Raw genomic sequence first — 14,552 nt, 5'->3', positions numbered from 1 at the left:
CTTCCGCTCGGCCCGCCCCGAGCCCGCGCGAGCGCCGCCTCACCAGCGCGTGAACGCGAACTCTCCCCGCGCCGGGCCGACAGTCACGACGCCGACGCCGCGGAAGCCGAGGTTGAGCAGGTGCGGTCGACCGCCGTCGCCGTCACCGGGGTCGTACCCGAACGCGTGCGAGTGACCGCTGAACGCGGCGAACACGTCGTGGTCTCGGACCGCGAGGGCGAGCGCAATCGACCCGGTGTGGAGGTGCTCGCGGTCCGTCTCGCGCGTACCGACCGCGTGGTGGCGATCGAAGGACGTACCGAACGGCGGCACGTGCGTCGCGAGCAGCACGTCGGAACGGCGCCGCAGGCGGTCCGAAAGCCGCTCGTACGTCGTCTCGATTTCGGCCATTCCGCGGTGGAACGCGACCGCCTCCTCGTCCGCGATGCCCAGCGACGCGGCGACCTCCTCGGTCGACGCCGCTCCGCTGACGACGCGGTGACACGCGTCGAGCAGGTCGTCCGCGAGACGGTCGGCGGCGTGTCTCCGGTCCTCGCGAGGGGCCGTCCGCGGGTCGAGCGCGTCGAAGTCGGTCTGCGGGAGCGACGGGGCGAGCGACCGGCGCTCGCAGCCCCACCCGACCACGGTGAGGTTCCCGAGCGTCCGCGCGCTTAGGTGCTCCGCGGTGGCCCTGAGAGCGGTGTCGACCACTTCTCTCGGCATCGGCGCTGGGTCGTGGTTCCCCGGGACGTAGACGACCGGCACGTCCGGCGCGAGTCGCCCGATGAACCGGCGGGCCAGCTCGGCATCGTCGTCGCCCGCGCGGTGCGTGAGGTCGCCGAGGACGAGCGCGGTGTCGACGTCCGCCGGCGGCGACACCGCGGCGAGGTCGTAGTCGTCGGCCGCGGGCTTCAGGTGGAGGTCGCCGAAGACGAGGAGCCGCATGACCGCTACGTCCGTCTCCGAGGTAAAAACGTCCCGCCCGTCTCGGTACCGAGTCGCACGGCGGCCGGGGTACGCTCCGCTCCGCCCCGCTACGCCCGGCCCGTCGCGAAGTCGGCCGGGAGCGGCACCGCCTCGGCCGGCGTCTCGCAGGGCGGTCCGTCGGCGTACGCGACGGCGGGGTCGCCGCCGGTCCGGATCCGGGTGAACGAGCGCGTTCCGAACCCGTCGCCGTGGAGGCAGGCGCCGTACTCGTGGTCCGCGAGGACGGCGCTCGCGCAGTCGAGCCACGACGCTCCCGACTCCCCCGGCTCCGGGGCGAGCGCGGCCGCGATCCGCCTCGTGCTGTCGGCCCGCTCCTCGCCGAACGCCCGGCGTCGCTCGGGGACCGCGAACCGCTCCGTCCCGTTGACCACGCCGCCGACGTTGCCGATCACGTGGACGCCCGGGTCGAGCCGGGTCACGGCGAGGCCGCCGTCGTACGCCAAGAGGAACGCCGCGCGGTCGTCGGCGAGGACGAGGTTGAAGCCGTCGTACGCGCGCTCGTCGAGTTCGCGCTCGACGGTCCGCACCGCGTCCTCCGCGGAGGCGGCCGTCAGGCAGTCGCGCACGAGCAGCCCGCGGGAGCGGTCGCCCTCGCGGTCGGCGTCGAGCCAGCGGTTCGTGACGGCGACGACGAGACCGTCCTCGGAGAGGCCGATCCACGTACCGCCGGCCTCGGCGTCGCGCGGGGCCACGTACCGGCCGCCGCCGTCGAACCCCTCGCCGTCGTCTCCGCCGTCACCCTGCCCGCTATCGCCGTCGCCCTCTCGGAGTGCCGGCGGTTCGCTCGGGCGGTCGTGCGCCTCGTCGCGGGTGGCGGCGAGCGCGACGGGGGCGTCGCCGAACGTCCGCCACGCCAGAGTCAGTGTACACACGCCAGCGAGTACGGCCGACCGGGTGAAAACTCCACGGTGGAGTCCCCACACGTGTTTACTCGAAATAAAAGAAATCTTTTGAGGGCCGACCGCTTGGGTCGTGGTATGGACGCGATTGCCGTCTACGAGGGAGCCGACGAACCGGTCGTGACAGAGAGACCGCGACCGGAGCCCGCGCCCGGCGAGGCGCTGGTTCGGACGCTCCGGGTCGGCGTTGACGGGACCGACCACGAGGTCATCGCCGGCGGACACGGCGGGGCGCCCGCGGGCGAGGACCACCTCGTGTTGGGTCACGAGGCCGTCGGCGTGATCGAGGAGCCGAACGACACGCCGTTCGAGGTCGGCGATGTCGTCGTCCCGACGGTCCGCCGCCCGCCGAACGGCGCCAACGAGTACTTCGCGCGCGGCGAGCCCGACATGGCGCCGGACGGCGAGTACCACGAGCGGGGCATCGTCGGGGCGCACGGGTTCATGGCGGAGTACTTCACCAGCCCGGCCGAGTTTCTCGTCGAGATCCCACCGGCGCTCGCCGAGTGGGGCTTCCTCGTCGAACCGGTCTCGATCGCGGAGAAGGCGATCGAGCACGCGTACGCCAGCCGGTCGGCGTTCCACTGGGAGCCCGAGTCGGCGCTCGTGCTGGGGAACGGGTCGCTCGGCCTGCTGACCGTGGCGACCCTCGACGAGTCGTTCGACCGGATCTACTGTCTCGGACGGCGCGAGCGCCCCGACCCGACGATCGAGATCATCGAGTCGCTCGGAGCGACGTACGTGAACTCCAACGACACCGCGATCCCGGAGGTGCCAGAGGTGTACGAACCGATGGACCTCGTCTTCGAGGCGACCGGCTACGCGCCCCACGCCTTCGAGACGATCGAGGCGCTCGCGCCCAACGGCGTCGGCGCGCTCCTCGGCGTCCCGGGGGACTGGGAGTTCGAAATCGACGGCGGCCGGCTCCACCGGGAGTTCGTCCTCCACAACAAGGCGCTCGTCGGCAGCGTCAACTCCGGGTACGGGCACTTCGAGTCGGCCGTCGAGTCGCTCTCGCGACTCTCCGACGGGTTCCTCGATGATCTCGTGACCGGCGTCCACGGGCTCGACGACTTCGAGGCCGCGTTCGCGGATGACGACACGACTATTAAAACGGCGGTCGAATTTGCCGCGTATGAAGAACGTTGACGACCTCATCGACAGCGCTGCCGAGCTCGCGGAGCGGGGGCTCTCGAAGGGAGAGATCGCGGACGAACTGAACGTCTCCCGCGAGACGGCGAGCTGGCTGGTCGAGCGCGGCGGCGGCGCCGAGACGGACGAGGCGGCCGCGGACGCGGCGGCGTCGGCCGACATCCACGTCGACTGGTCGGCGCTCGGGCGCGACTCGACCCGCCTCGGCTTCGCGGCGAGCGCGATGGCGGACCTGCTGGCCAAACAGGGCGAGGCGGTCGACCTGACCGTCGGCATCGAGAAGGCGGGCGCGCCGCTCGCGACCGCGGTCGCCGACCGGCTCGACACCGACCTCGGTACGTACGCCCCCGCGAAACACCAGTGGGATGAGGGCGACATCGACGAGCACGGCGGCGGCTTCTCGCGGAACTTCGCCGCGATCCGGAACCGCGACTGCTACGTCGTCGACGACATCATCACCTCCGGGACGACGATGCGGGAGTCGATCGACGCGATCCGCGAGCAGGGCGGCGAGCCGGTCGCGTGCGTCGTCCTCGTCGACAAGATGGGGTACGACGACATCGACGGCGTTCCGGTCTACTCGCTCGTCGACGTGGTGCGCGTCGACCGCGAGGAGTAAGCGCCGAGCCGGTCGGCGGTCGGCCCGTCACGTCGCCCGCCCGTGCGGAACCCATTTGCCTCGGCGTCGCGTATCGAGCCGTATGACGTTCAGCCCCGAAGCCGACGCCGACGCCGAAGAGATCGAACAGCGAGTCGAGACGGTCCTCGCCGACAACGACGTGGTACTCTTCATGAAGGGGAACCGCCTGATGCCCCAGTGCGGCTACTCCCAGCGCGCCGTCGAGCTGATCTCCCAGCACGTCGAGGAGTTCGAGACGGTCGACGTGCTGCCCGCGCTGCCGCAGTACCGCGAGGCGCTGGAGTCGCACAGCGGCTGGGAGACGATTCCGCAGACGTTCGTCGACGGCGAGTTCGTCGGCGGCAGCGACGTGCTCGGCGAACTCGACGAGCGCGGCGAGCTCGCCGCGGAACTGGGCGCCGAGTGAGCCGTCGCTCCCGCCGTTGATCCTCCGGTCCGGGCGCGACGTGCACGCGGATCCTGACACCTCGAAGGGCAGTCCATATAAACCTACGGTGCGTAGATACGGTAGGTGCGGCCGTTGCCGCCGCCGCCGTGACCACCGGTTCGACCCCACCGCATTCCACAAACAATGACAGGCCGCGTGTTCCGACTCCATTCGACGCTCGAACTGCCACTCGAAGACGTAGAGACGTACTTCGACGAAGACCCCGATCTGCCGGAGGAGATCGACGACATCGACATCACGCGTCGAAACAACACACTCATCATCAAGGCCCTGTCCGACGACGAGTCGATCAGCAAGTACACGCCCACGGCGCAGCTGAAGGCGTCGGTCACGGAGACCCGCGTCTGGGAGGAGGAGCCGCCCCGCGCCGGCGGCCCCCAGTGGATGGACGACGAGGAGGAGGAGATCCCCTCCGAGCTCGTCGAGTTCGCCTGCTTCAAGGGCGACCGCGAGACCGTCCTCCAGAACTCCGCGCTCCAGTACCCGATGTTCCGCGTGCTCCGCAAGATCGCGACGCTCTCCGAGAAGGGGACGCTCACCGCGATCACGGAGGAGGACGGCGAACTGGAGGCGACCCGGATCGTCGAAGGTGAACCCCGTCCCGCCAGCATCGAGGTCGTCGAGAGCCCGCAGGGCGCCGGCGAGGGCGACGGCGGCGTCAACTGGCGCGACAACGAGTTCATCTCCGACTGAGGCGGCGCGTTCGCCGCGGCCGGTCCCGCGTGCGGCGTGCGATTCGCGGCTCCCTCGCCGTCCGACCGCCGACTCTTTATCCGCGCGACTCCCTCTCCCGCTCATGAGCAACTGGGTGAGCCTCTTCTCCGGCGGCAAGGACTCCTCGTGGGCCCTGTACCGCGCGCTGGAGGAAGGGCTCGACGTCTCGCGGCTGCTGACCGTCCACCCCGCCGGCGACTCGTACATGTACCACACGCCGGCGACCGAGCTCGCCGAACTCGCGGCCGAGAGCGTCGGCGTCGACCTCGTTGAGGTGTCGCCGGACGACTTCGGCGCCGCAGACGTCGACGACGCCGGCGCGCAGGGTGACGCGGAGCTGGAGCCGATGGAGGCGGCGCTCCGAGAGATCGCCGCCGCGGACGACCTCGACCTCGCCGGCGTCACGGCCGGCGCCGTCGAGAGCGAGTTCCAGACGGACCGGATTCGGGGGATGTGCGACCGGCTCGGGATCGACCTGTTCGCCCCGCTGTGGCAGCGGGACCCGGTCGAACTCGCGGAGGCGATGTTCGACGCCGACTTCGAGATCCGGATCATCCAAGTGGCGGCGTACGGGCTCGACGAATCATGGCTCGGACGACGGTACGACGCGGACGCGCTCGACGACCTGCTCGCGCTCCGCGAGGAGTACGGCGTCCACCCGCTCGGCGAGGGCGGCGAGTTCGAGACGTACGTCGTCGACGGCCCGCACATGGACCGCCGCATCGACCTGACGTACGACACGGTCTGGGAGGGTGACCGCGGTCACATCGAGGTCCGCGACGCGACGCTGGAGTAGAGCGCCCTTTGAAACGGCGAAATAGTCCCGTTACGGCCAGTTTCCGGCCTGATCGTACGCGTCCACGATCCGACCGATACCGACGACGTACGCCGCGGTGCGGAGGTTGCGGACGTCGTTCGACTCGTAGGTGTCGACCAGCGTGTCGAACGCCTCCGTGATCACGCGTTCCAGTTCCTCGTTGACGCGCGCCTCGGTCCAACTGAACCGCTGTCGGTTCTGGACCCACTCGAAGTACGATACGGTGACGCCTCCCGCGTTCGCGAGGATGTCGGGGACGACGTTGACGTCGCGGTCGGCGAGCACGTCGTCGGCGTCGGGCGTGAGCGGACCGTTCGCCGCCTCGACGATCAGGTCGGCGCCGACGTCCGCCGCGAGCTCGGCGTCGACCGCGTTCTCCAGCGCGGCCGGGACGAGGCAGTCAACGTCGAGCGTGAGCAGCTCGTCGTTCGTGAGGCCGTCGGCGCCGGGGTAGCCCGTCACCGACCCGGTCTCGGCCTTGTGCGCCTTCACGTCGCGGGGGTCGAGCCCTTCGGGGTCGCGGATCCCGCCGGCGGAGTCGGAGACCGCGACCACGTCGGCGCCGAGGTCGTCGAGCAGCGCCGCTGCGATCGACCCGGCGTTGCCGTACCCCTGAACCGCGACGGTCGCGTCCGCGACGTCGCGGTCGAGCCAGTCGAACGCCTCGCGGGCCGACAGCGCGACGGAGCGACCGGTCGCCTCGACGCGACCCTCGCTGCCGCCGGAGTCGAGCGCCTTCCCCGTGATGACGCCGGGGGCGGTGGTGTTTTCGAGGGTCTCGTAGGTGTCTTTGATCCAGTTCATCTCCCGCTGGCCGGTGTTGACATCCGGCGCGGGGATGTCGCGGTCCTCGCCGATCAGCGGCCGGAGTTCCGTCGCGAACGCCCGCGTGAGTCGCTCCAGCTCGGACTCGGAGTAGTCCGCCGGATCGATCGCGATGCCGCCCTTCCCGCCGCCGTACGGGACGTCGACGACGGCGCACTTGTACGCCATCCAGCCCGACAGCGCCTTCACCTCGTCGCGGGTGACGCCCGGGTGATAGCGGATCCCGCCCTTGTACGGCCCCCGGTCGCCGTTGAACTGCGCGCGGTACGCGCGCACCGTCTCCAGCGAGCCGTCGTCGCGCTCGAACGTCAGGTTCGTCTCCAACACCCGTTCCGGGTTCTTCAGGCGCTCGATGACGCCCGAGTCGGCGTCGACGACCGCCGCGGCGTCGTCTACCTGCTCCCGCAGGCTCTCGAACGGATTCGCCTCCGTAGTCATACGATCAGTCTCGGTGGGCGGTGGTTAACTGTGGCGACCGGTACGGAAATTGTGCGTGCCGACACCGTCCGAACGACGCGCATCGACGCCGATCGAGCGATGTCCGCCGACGCCGATCGAGCGATGCGGGTCGACCCCGTCCACAGCGACAGCCGGGCGGGTCGCGACCCGAACGTCGGCCGGGCCACCGATCCGACTCAGCGGGTCCCGTCGGGCGCGCGGTCGAGGATCCGCTCCGCCTGCGCGATCAGCGGCGCGTCGATCATCTCGCCGTCCACCTGGAAGACTGCGCGTCCCTCCCCCTCCGCCTCGTCGCGGGCGTCGAGGACCGCCGCGGCCCACTCGACGTCGTCCGGGTCCGGGGTGAACGCCTCGGTGATCGGGCCTACCTGCGCCGGGTGGATCGCCAGCTTCCCGTCGTAGCCGAGCCGGCGCGCGAACGCGGCGTCCTCCCGGAGCCCCGACTCGTCCGAGAAGTCCGTGTAGACCGTGTCGAGCGCGTCGACGCCGGCCGCGCTCGCGGCGAGGACGACGTGTTCGCGGGCGTACAGCACCTCCGTCCCCTCGTCGGTCCGGGTCGCGCCCACGTCCGCGGCGAGGTCTTCGGCGCCGAACGCGACCGCGTCGGTCGCCTCCGCCGCCGCGATCGCCTCCGCCGCGAGGACGCCCGCCGCCGTCTCGACGAGCGCGAACACCGCGGGATCGCGGCCCCGCTCGGCGCACAGTTCGGCGACGCGCTCGACCCGACCCGCGCCCTCGACCTTCGGGAGCATCACCGCGTCGAGGGTGACCGCGTCGCCGCCCCCCTCTCTGTCGGTACCGATCACTCCGTCGAGGTCGGCCGCGGGCGACTCGGCGGTGAGCCGGACGCAGACCTCCGCGTCCGGGTCGAAGGCGGGGTCCGCGAGCACCTCGCGGACCGCCGCCCTCGCCTCGTCCTTCCGGCCGGGCGCGACGGCGTCCTCGAGGTCGAAACAGATCACGTCGGCGCCGGTTCCCGGCGCCTTCCGCATGAGTTCGGGGCTGTCGCCGGGCGAGAACAGCAGGCTTCGGCGTGGCATGTGCGGGGGTGCGCGGGCGGGCGGATAAAACCCGACGGCCGCCCCGAGAGCGGTACCGATTTCACGCCGCCGGTCGAGCGGGGGCCCATGCCCGGACTGTACTACGAGGAGTTCGAAGTCGGCGAGACGATCGACCACGCGACGCGGCGGACGATAAGCGAGGCCGACAACCAGCGCTTCTGCGACATGACGATGAACCAGCAGCCGCTCCACCTCGACGCCGACTTCGCCGCGGAGACGGAGTTCGGCGAGCGACTGGTGAACGGACTGTACACGATGTCGCTCGCGGTCGGGATGTCGATCCCGGAGACGACCGACGGCACCATCGTCGCGAACCTCTCGTACGACGGCGTCGAACACCCGAACCCGGTGTTCCACGGCGACACGATCCGCGCCCGCTCGACGGTCACCGACAAGCGCGAGACGAGCGACGGCGAGCGCGGCGTCGTCACCATGCGCGTGGAAGCGTTCAAGATCGTCGACGGCGACGACGACGTCTTAGTCTGCGAGTTCGAGCGGACGGTCCTCTCCGAGAAGCGGCCGACGGGGGACGGGGACGGCTGACTGCCTCAGTCGTCCTCGCCGGCGAGCAGCAGCCCGAGGTAGGAGGTGCGAACCTGGTCGTCGGCGTCGAGGCCGAGCCGGTCGAGCGCCTCGATCGCTGCCTCGCGCGCCGCGTCGACCTCGCTTTCGGACTCGACGGCGCGTTCGATCTCGACGTACTCGTCGAGCCCGGTGACGGCGTCGAGCGTCACGGTGAACCCGTCGTACGCCCAGAACTCGCGCCGCTTCTCCACCGTCGCGGCCGGCTCGAAGCCGAGCCCGGAGAGGGCCGCCGCGAGCGCCTCTCCGTCGTCGACGCCCGTCTCGTGTTCGGCGCGGGTCTTCGAGGCCTCGTCGAGGAGGGGTCCCTTATAGGTGATCGTCGCCGCCGGGTCGTCGGCGGAGGACGCCGACCCCTCGCCGTCCGACAGCGGCATCTCGCGCCGGATCCGGAGCGCCTCGTCCGTTTCGGCGAACTCGCGGTGCGGCGCGTCGTAGTACGTGTCGCGCTGTCGCTTGGCGGCGACGTGCTCGGCCCCGACCTCGCGGAGGCGCTCTCGCGTCGCGTCCAGGTCCGCCGGTACCTTGATCTCGACCTCGTACATGCCCGGCACTGCGGTCGGACCGCTCATAAGTAGCGCGGGACGCCGCCGTGCTCCGCGACGAACCGCCGCGACCCGTAGGCCGGCGCGTCGGCCGCCGAATCGCCGCTGTCGCCCGCTCGTCGGCGGGCTTCGGGCCGAACCGTGCTTCTTAAGGGTGTAACAGGTGACCTTCAGGTATGAGCGATCAGGAGCAAGCGGACGCGGCCGCCGAGGCCGAGGAGACCGAGACCGAGACTGACGCTGACGGACTCGAAGACGGCGACTTCGTCCGCGTCGCGTACACGATCCGAACGGCCGACGACGACCGCGTCATCGACACGACCGACAAGGAGACGGCCGAGGACGCCGAGATCGACGTCGACGAGTACGACTTCGAGCCCCGGATCATCGCGCTCGGTGCCGGCCACGTGTTCCCCTCCGTCGAGGAGGCGTTCATCGGCGGCGCCGTCGGCGACGAGGGAACGGTCGACGTCCCGGCCGACGACGCCTTCGGCGAGTACGACCCCGACGAGGTCGAGACCGTCAAGGCCGACAAGATCCCCGAGGACAGCCGCTACCCCGGCGCGCAGGTCCAGATCGACAATCAGCAGGGCCACCTCGAGACGATCATCGGCGGCCGCGCCCGCGTCGACTTTAACCACCCGCTCGCCGGCGAGGACCTCGAGTACGAGTACGAGATCCTCGAAGCCATCGACGACCGCGAGGAGCAGGCCGCCGGCATGCTCGGGATGTACCTCCAGGAGGCGCCCGAGGTCCGCATCGAGACGGAGACCGAGGAGGAGGAGACCGTCACGGAGGACGAGGACGGCGAGGAGACCGTCGAGACCGAGGAGGTCGAGAAGGACATCCTCTACGTCACCGCGACGCAGGCGATGCAGATGAACCAGCAGTGGATGTTCCAGAAACAGCAGATCGCGCAGGACCTCATGGACCGCCTCGACCTCGACCGCGTCGTGATCGAGGAGGTCATCGAGGGCGGCGGCATGGGTGGCCTCGGCGGCATGATGGGCGGCATGGGCGGCGCCGGCGCCGGCGATGTCGACATCGAGGAGGCGCTCGAGGACGTCGACGTCGACGCCGACGAGATCGTCGACGAGATCGACGAGGAGTAACGGACCCCGTCGCTGCCGAGTTTCGCTTCTTCGAGACGCTGGTGCCTCGAGCGGCCGCGCTACGCCGCCACTCACTCCGGTGGCTCAGCCCGCAGCGTCAGGTCGACCGACGAACGGATCGCTTTTGCCCGACGCCGCGCCCACACCGGTATGGAGATCGAACGGGCACGCGAGGACGCGCTCGTCGCCGCGGTCGCGGGCGCGACGACCGTCGCGGTCGCGTTGTTGTCGAGCTTCACCGTCGTCGTCTCGGTTGCGACGCTCCCGACGCTGGCGCCGCTCGCCGTGTACGCGTCGTACCTCTTCTCGCGGAAGGGCGGGCCGTACGGAGCGTTCGACACCGCGCGAAACTGGGCGATCGCTTCGGCCGTCGTCGGCGCGCTAACACTTCTCGCGTCCGTCGTGTCGTAGCCGAATCAAGCGATCGGCCGCGTCAGGCGATGTCGCGGCTCGTGTCGACGGCGACCTCGTCGGTTAGTTTCAGCTTCAGCGGCTCCTCCAAGGCGGCGCCGCCGCGGAACTTGGCGACGACGAGCCGGTTCGCGATCTCGGTCCCGGTGACCGTCGTCCGGAGGTCGAACACGATGTCCGCGACCTGTTCCGTGATCCGGCGCGCCTGCGGGTCCTCCCCGCCGCGGAGCGCGTGGAGCAGCGCGACGCCGTCGGCGTCGTCGACCCGAGCGCGCACGCCGTCGAGGAACTCGGCGTACGCCGCCGGAGACGCGCCGCGCTCCAGCGGCTCCACGGAGTCGACGATCAGCGTTCCCTCCTCCGGGAGATCGGTCGTGAGCGACGCCGCCTCGTCGAGGTCGCCGACCTCGTCGGTGGCCTCCACCGTCGTCTCCCCGTCCCCGTCGCGGCTGAGCGCCGCCTCCACCGCCCCGGCCGACCGGACGGTCGTGAGGTAGCGGCACCTCCGAACGCGGGCGAACCGGTCCAAGATGAGCTCGGACTGGCTGTCGGGGTTCGCCTTCAACACGACGACGCTACCGCTCGGGAACCCCCCGCCGAACTGTCGGTCCAGCACCGAGACCCCGGTCGGAAGCGTCTCCATACGATCGCTGCCGCCCGTGGAGGTTTGGGTCTGTCGGTGGCGGCTCTCTCGACCGGTCTCGCCACCGAAATCCGCCGCCCCGGAGTCGGCCGCGTCCGTGATTCTCACGCGATCTGCCACCCGTCCGCCGCCGCCGTCTCGCCGAGTCGCCGAGCGAGTTCGTCGTACGCGCTCCGGACCGCGGGGTCGGACAGCGGCTCGGCTCCGCCGTCGGGAACCGCACCGAGGACGGGACAGCCGAGCAGCGTCGCAACCGAGTCCGGTACGCTCGCCTCGCCGACGGCGACCGCCCCAACCGGCGGGCAGTCGAGGCGGCGAGCGATCGCCGCCGTCTTCGCGGCGTCACGGAGCGCGGCGCGGCGGAGCGGCGTCGCGATCAGCGCGCGGTCCGCGGCCCGAAGCGGCGCGGCCGCGTCCGCCGAGGCGCCCGCCGGGCAGTCGAGCAACACCGGCGCGCCGTCGGGCGTCGCGCCGTCGAGCGCCGCGAGCGCTCCGAACGCGTCGACCGATCGCGGCGCGTCCGGGGCGGCGAGAACGATCGGCTCGGAGCGGTCGGGACGGACCGGAACGGTCCCGCGGACCGCGTCGCGGACCGTCGTCTCGTCCTCTGGACCGCCAGGGAGATCGGGATCGGCCGGACCGCCGTCGGTCGCGGTCTCCGCTGCGAGCCGCGCGAGGTTCGGCAGATCCCAGTCGGCGTCGGCCGCGATGGTCCGCGCGCCGCGCCGCGAGAGTGCGCGCGCGAGCCCGAGGGTGGTCGTCGTCTTTCCGCTTCCGCCCTTGCCGCCGGCGACGGCTATCACGGGGGTGGTGCGTCGGTATTCGTCATAAGGAGCGGGCCGGTCGCCGGGGGTGCGGGCGTTCGGCTCGCCGGAACGACGGGCGTAGTCCGCGAGTCAGTCCTGACAGCAGCCGCCGGCTTCCCCGCCGAAGTCGACCGCGAGGGGCTCCGAGATGGCTTCGTTGATCGCCTCGAGGGTCTCGTTCAGCTCGTCTTGCGCGTCGAGGTACTCGCTCATCACCGGCATCGAGTGGAGCTCGTCCTGCGCCTCCTGAACGCGCTGAAGTTCGGCGTTCGTCGCCTGCCCGGTCTGGCGGGCCTGCATGAACTCCGCGCGAAGCTGCTCGAACTCGTCGATCGCCGCTTGTACCTCCTCGTCTCGCTGGACCGCGGCCCTCGTCTCCTCGAAGCGCTCGTACTCCGGGGTTTCGGCGATGCGTTCGCCGAGCTCTCGACCGAGGTCCTCGATGGAGACCTGTTCGACGCTCATGTTCTGACATCGTGGCCGAGCGGTTTGAACCTGCCGGAGCCGGGGCTCGGCGGCGACGTTTGGGGTTCGCTACGCCGTCCGAGACGCGACGAACTCGACGACGGCATCGAGCTCTTGCGGGCCGATGCCGTGGCCGCCCGGGAAGCTCCCGCTCGCGACATCGGCGTCGAGAGTTTCGAACCGTTCGACGGCCGCGGTCGTCCGCGACTCGGGAATCACCCGGTCGCCGGCGCCGGCGCCGACGAAGACCGGCTTCCCCTCGATCCCGTCCGGGTCGAGGTCGGCGTGCGACTCCGCGAGGTACCCGTGGAGGGCGACGACCCACGCGTAGCGGTCAGGGTCCTCCAAGAGGAGCGAGAGGCTCGTTATCGCGCCCTGACTGAACCCGAGCAGCCCGAGCCGGTCGGCGTCGAGTCCGTAGGCGTCGACCGCGCGCTCGACGCTCTCACCGATCAGGTCGAGGCTCCGCCGGAAGTCGTCGGCGTCTGGTTGGCTGGACTCCAGCCCGCCCGCCGAGAGGTCCAGTTCGTACCACGTGTACCCGCCCTGAAGCGGGTCGGGAGCGCGAAGGCTGACGACGTGGAGGTCGTCGGGCAGTTCGGCCGCGACCGGGAGGAGGTCCTCCTCGTCGGCGCCGCGCCCGTGGAGGACGAAGACGGCGGGCGCGGGCTCGCCGCCGGACTCCTCGTCGGGGGCGACGTGAACGTGTTCGAGCGGAATCTCGGTCATCGGTGTAGGGTTAGCGAGGGCGGCTGTTAGGTCCGTCGACCGCGGCAGCGCGTCGGTTCGGCGGGCCGCTCGTCGTCTCAGGATCGACCGACTTGGACGCCGAGTGCGACGCGTCGAGACGCCGTGACGACCCCGGCGCGGGGCGAGGGATTCCGACGATCACGAACGTCTGGGACGAAACCCGGGGTCGAACGGGCCGTTTAACCGTCCTGCCGCACAATCCGGTCGACATGAGCGGCTCCACCGAGGGCGACCTGACGAAAACGGGGATGGCCCTCAAGCACGACCGCGAGTGGGACTACGAGCTCGACCGAATCTTGGAGGCCATCGAGGAGCGCGACGCCTCGAAGGTCGGCTTACAGTTCCCCGAGGGGCTCAAGCGCCGCGGTCCGAAGGTCGCGGACGACCTCCGCGAGGTCGCACCCGACGACGTCACGTTCATGCTCTCGGGGCAGCCCTGCTACGGGGCCTGCGACCTCGACACGTACCTGATGCGGCGGACGGACGTGTTCGTTCACTTCGGCCACACGCCGATGAAGGAGTCCGACAGCATCGTTTACGTCCCGCTGTTCTCGAACGTCGACCCGTTCCCGATCATGGAGGACGCGCTGGAGGAGGAGCTCACGCCCCCCGAAGAGGACGCCGACGTGGGCCTCGTCACGACCGCCCAGCACATGAACCGGTTCGAGGAGATGACGGACTGGCTGGAGGAGCGCGGCTACGAGGTCCACACCCGCCGGGGCGACGACCGCCTCACGAAGGAGGGGCAGGTGCTCGGCTGTAACTACGCCTCCGCGGACATCGACGCCGAGCAGGTGCTGTACGTCGGCGGCGGGAAGTTCCACCCGGTCGGGCTGGCGATGGAGCACCCGGACAAGCGCGTCGTCATCGCGGACCCGGTCAACAACGCCGTCTCGGTCGCCGAACACGACCAGTTCCTCAAGCAGCGCTACGCCGCGGTCCACAAGGCGATGGACGCCGAGAAGTGGGGCGTCATCTTCTGTACGAAGATCGGGCAGGGCCGCTGGGAGAAGGCCCAAGAGATCGTCGACAACAACGACAACGCCTACCTGATCACGATGGACGAGGTGACGCCGGACCGCCTCCGGAACTTCGACATGGACGCGTTCGTCAACACCGGCTGCCCGCGGATCACGACCGACGACGGCCCGCGGTTCCACAAGCCGATGCTGACGCCGGGCGAGTACGAGGCCGCGATCGGGGAGAAGCCGCTCGACTCGATCGAGTTCGACACGTTCCACGACACCTGGTAGGGCG

At 70.6% G+C, this 14,552-nt stretch carries 18 protein-coding genes; 9 read left to right on the top strand and 9 right to left on the bottom strand.

Features of this window, described 5'->3' with window-relative positions; genetic code table 11:
* Positions 1 to 39: 39 nt before the first annotated feature.
* Positions 40 to 924 carry a metallophosphoesterase gene (locus tag EXE47_RS03360; protein WP_137708013.1) on the bottom strand — a complete coding sequence of 295 codons (885 nt, stop codon included), beginning with the start codon at positions 922 to 924 and terminating at the stop codon, positions 40 to 42.
* Positions 925 to 1,013: 89 nt separating this feature from the next.
* Entirely contained in the window at positions 1,014 to 1,838 is an 825-nt protein-coding gene (locus EXE47_RS03355; protein WP_049930007.1) for an NRDE family protein, read from the bottom strand.
* A 105-nt stretch (positions 1,839 to 1,943) separates the two neighbouring features.
* On the opposite strand from EXE47_RS03355, the gene EXE47_RS03350 reads away from it, so the two are divergent.
* The 5 genes from EXE47_RS03350 to EXE47_RS03330 all read left to right on the top strand — a co-directional run bounded on the left by EXE47_RS03350 (position 1,944) and on the right by EXE47_RS03330 (position 5,615).
* The gene (locus EXE47_RS03350; protein ID WP_086215345.1) at positions 1,944 to 3,014 is read left to right on the top strand and encodes a glucose 1-dehydrogenase; all 1,071 of its coding nucleotides are present in this window, start codon (positions 1,944 to 1,946) and stop codon (positions 3,012 to 3,014) included.
* Positions 3,001 to 3,636 carry a transcriptional regulator GfcR gene (gene gfcR / locus EXE47_RS03345; protein WP_049930004.1) on the top strand — a complete coding sequence of 212 codons (636 nt, stop codon included), beginning with the start codon at positions 3,001 to 3,003 and terminating at the stop codon, positions 3,634 to 3,636. The genes EXE47_RS03350 and gfcR overlap by 14 nt, the downstream gene beginning before the upstream one ends.
* An 82-nt stretch (positions 3,637 to 3,718) precedes the next feature.
* The gene (locus EXE47_RS03340; RefSeq protein ID WP_049930003.1) at positions 3,719 to 4,063 is read left to right on the top strand and encodes a glutaredoxin; all 345 of its coding nucleotides are present in this window, start codon (positions 3,719 to 3,721) and stop codon (positions 4,061 to 4,063) included.
* A 165-nt stretch (positions 4,064 to 4,228) separates the two neighbouring features.
* Entirely contained in the window at positions 4,229 to 4,798 is a 570-nt protein-coding gene (locus tag EXE47_RS03335) for a hypothetical protein (RefSeq protein ID WP_049930001.1), read from the top strand.
* A 103-nt stretch (positions 4,799 to 4,901) separates the two neighbouring features.
* Positions 4,902 to 5,615 (top strand): diphthine--ammonia ligase, encoded by a 714-nt coding sequence (locus tag EXE47_RS03330; protein WP_049929999.1) that lies wholly within the window; start codon positions 4,902 to 4,904, stop codon positions 5,613 to 5,615.
* 30 nt (positions 5,616 to 5,645) lie between these two features.
* Here the strand turns inward: EXE47_RS03330 and EXE47_RS03325 are convergent, their stop codons facing one another.
* A complete protein-coding gene (locus EXE47_RS03325) occupies positions 5,646 to 6,899 on the bottom strand; it encodes a Glu/Leu/Phe/Val dehydrogenase (protein ID WP_089307814.1) in 1,254 nt (417 codons plus the stop codon).
* Between the two features lie 197 nt (positions 6,900 to 7,096).
* A complete protein-coding gene (locus EXE47_RS03320; RefSeq protein WP_086219502.1) occupies positions 7,097 to 7,960 on the bottom strand; it encodes a CoA ester lyase in 864 nt (287 codons plus the stop codon).
* A gap of 87 nt (positions 7,961 to 8,047) precedes the next feature.
* Between EXE47_RS03320 and EXE47_RS03315 the strand changes: the two genes are divergently transcribed.
* Positions 8,048 to 8,524 carry a MaoC family dehydratase gene (locus EXE47_RS03315; RefSeq protein ID WP_049929996.1) on the top strand — a complete coding sequence of 159 codons (477 nt, stop codon included), beginning with the start codon at positions 8,048 to 8,050 and terminating at the stop codon, positions 8,522 to 8,524.
* A 5-nt stretch (positions 8,525 to 8,529) separates the two neighbouring features.
* Here EXE47_RS03315 and cyaB read toward each other — a convergent pair whose 3' ends face one another.
* Positions 8,530 to 9,108: a class IV adenylate cyclase gene (cyaB, locus tag EXE47_RS03310; RefSeq protein ID WP_049929995.1), complete on the bottom strand. Its 579-nt coding sequence runs from the start codon at positions 9,106 to 9,108 to the stop codon at positions 8,530 to 8,532.
* Between the two features lie 176 nt (positions 9,109 to 9,284).
* Here cyaB and EXE47_RS03305 point away from each other — a divergent pair, with 176 nt between their 5' ends.
* Positions 9,285 to 10,220, top strand: coding sequence for a peptidylprolyl isomerase (locus tag EXE47_RS03305; RefSeq protein ID WP_049929994.1), 936 nt, complete (start codon positions 9,285 to 9,287; stop codon positions 10,218 to 10,220).
* Between the two features lie 150 nt (positions 10,221 to 10,370).
* Complete coding sequence (locus tag EXE47_RS03300) at positions 10,371 to 10,631, top strand: hypothetical protein (protein ID WP_137708012.1); 261 nt, start codon at positions 10,371 to 10,373, stop codon at positions 10,629 to 10,631.
* Between the two features lie 22 nt (positions 10,632 to 10,653).
* Here the strand turns inward: EXE47_RS03300 and EXE47_RS03295 are convergent, their stop codons facing one another.
* The 4 genes from EXE47_RS03295 to EXE47_RS03280 form a co-directional block, all read right to left on the bottom strand.
* Entirely contained in the window at positions 10,654 to 11,274 is a 621-nt protein-coding gene (locus EXE47_RS03295) for a transcriptional regulator (RefSeq protein WP_086215340.1), read from the bottom strand.
* Positions 11,275 to 11,378: 104 nt separating this feature from the next.
* Positions 11,379 to 12,077 (bottom strand): P-loop NTPase, encoded by a 699-nt coding sequence (locus EXE47_RS03290; protein ID WP_094495019.1) that lies wholly within the window; start codon positions 12,075 to 12,077, stop codon positions 11,379 to 11,381.
* Between the two features lie 93 nt (positions 12,078 to 12,170).
* Positions 12,171 to 12,545 carry a YlbF family regulator gene (locus tag EXE47_RS03285; RefSeq protein ID WP_049929990.1) on the bottom strand — a complete coding sequence of 125 codons (375 nt, stop codon included), beginning with the start codon at positions 12,543 to 12,545 and terminating at the stop codon, positions 12,171 to 12,173.
* 69 nt (positions 12,546 to 12,614) lie between these two features.
* Entirely contained in the window at positions 12,615 to 13,274 is a 660-nt protein-coding gene (locus tag EXE47_RS03280) for an alpha/beta hydrolase (protein WP_137708011.1), read from the bottom strand.
* 230 nt (positions 13,275 to 13,504) lie between these two features.
* Here EXE47_RS03280 and dph2 point away from each other — a divergent pair, with 230 nt between their 5' ends.
* A complete protein-coding gene (gene dph2, locus EXE47_RS03275) occupies positions 13,505 to 14,548 on the top strand; it encodes a diphthamide biosynthesis enzyme Dph2 (protein ID WP_137708010.1) in 1,044 nt (347 codons plus the stop codon).
* Positions 14,549 to 14,552: the final 4 nt, after the last annotated feature.

It is taken from the genome of Halorubrum sp. GN12_10-3_MGM, from assembly GCF_005435235.1.
In the GTDB taxonomy this organism is placed as follows: Archaea; Halobacteriota; Halobacteria; order Halobacteriales; family Haloferacaceae; genus Halorubrum; species Halorubrum ezzemoulense.
Note: the sequence above shows the minus strand (reverse complement) of the source record. Positions and strands in the feature narration are given on the sequence as shown.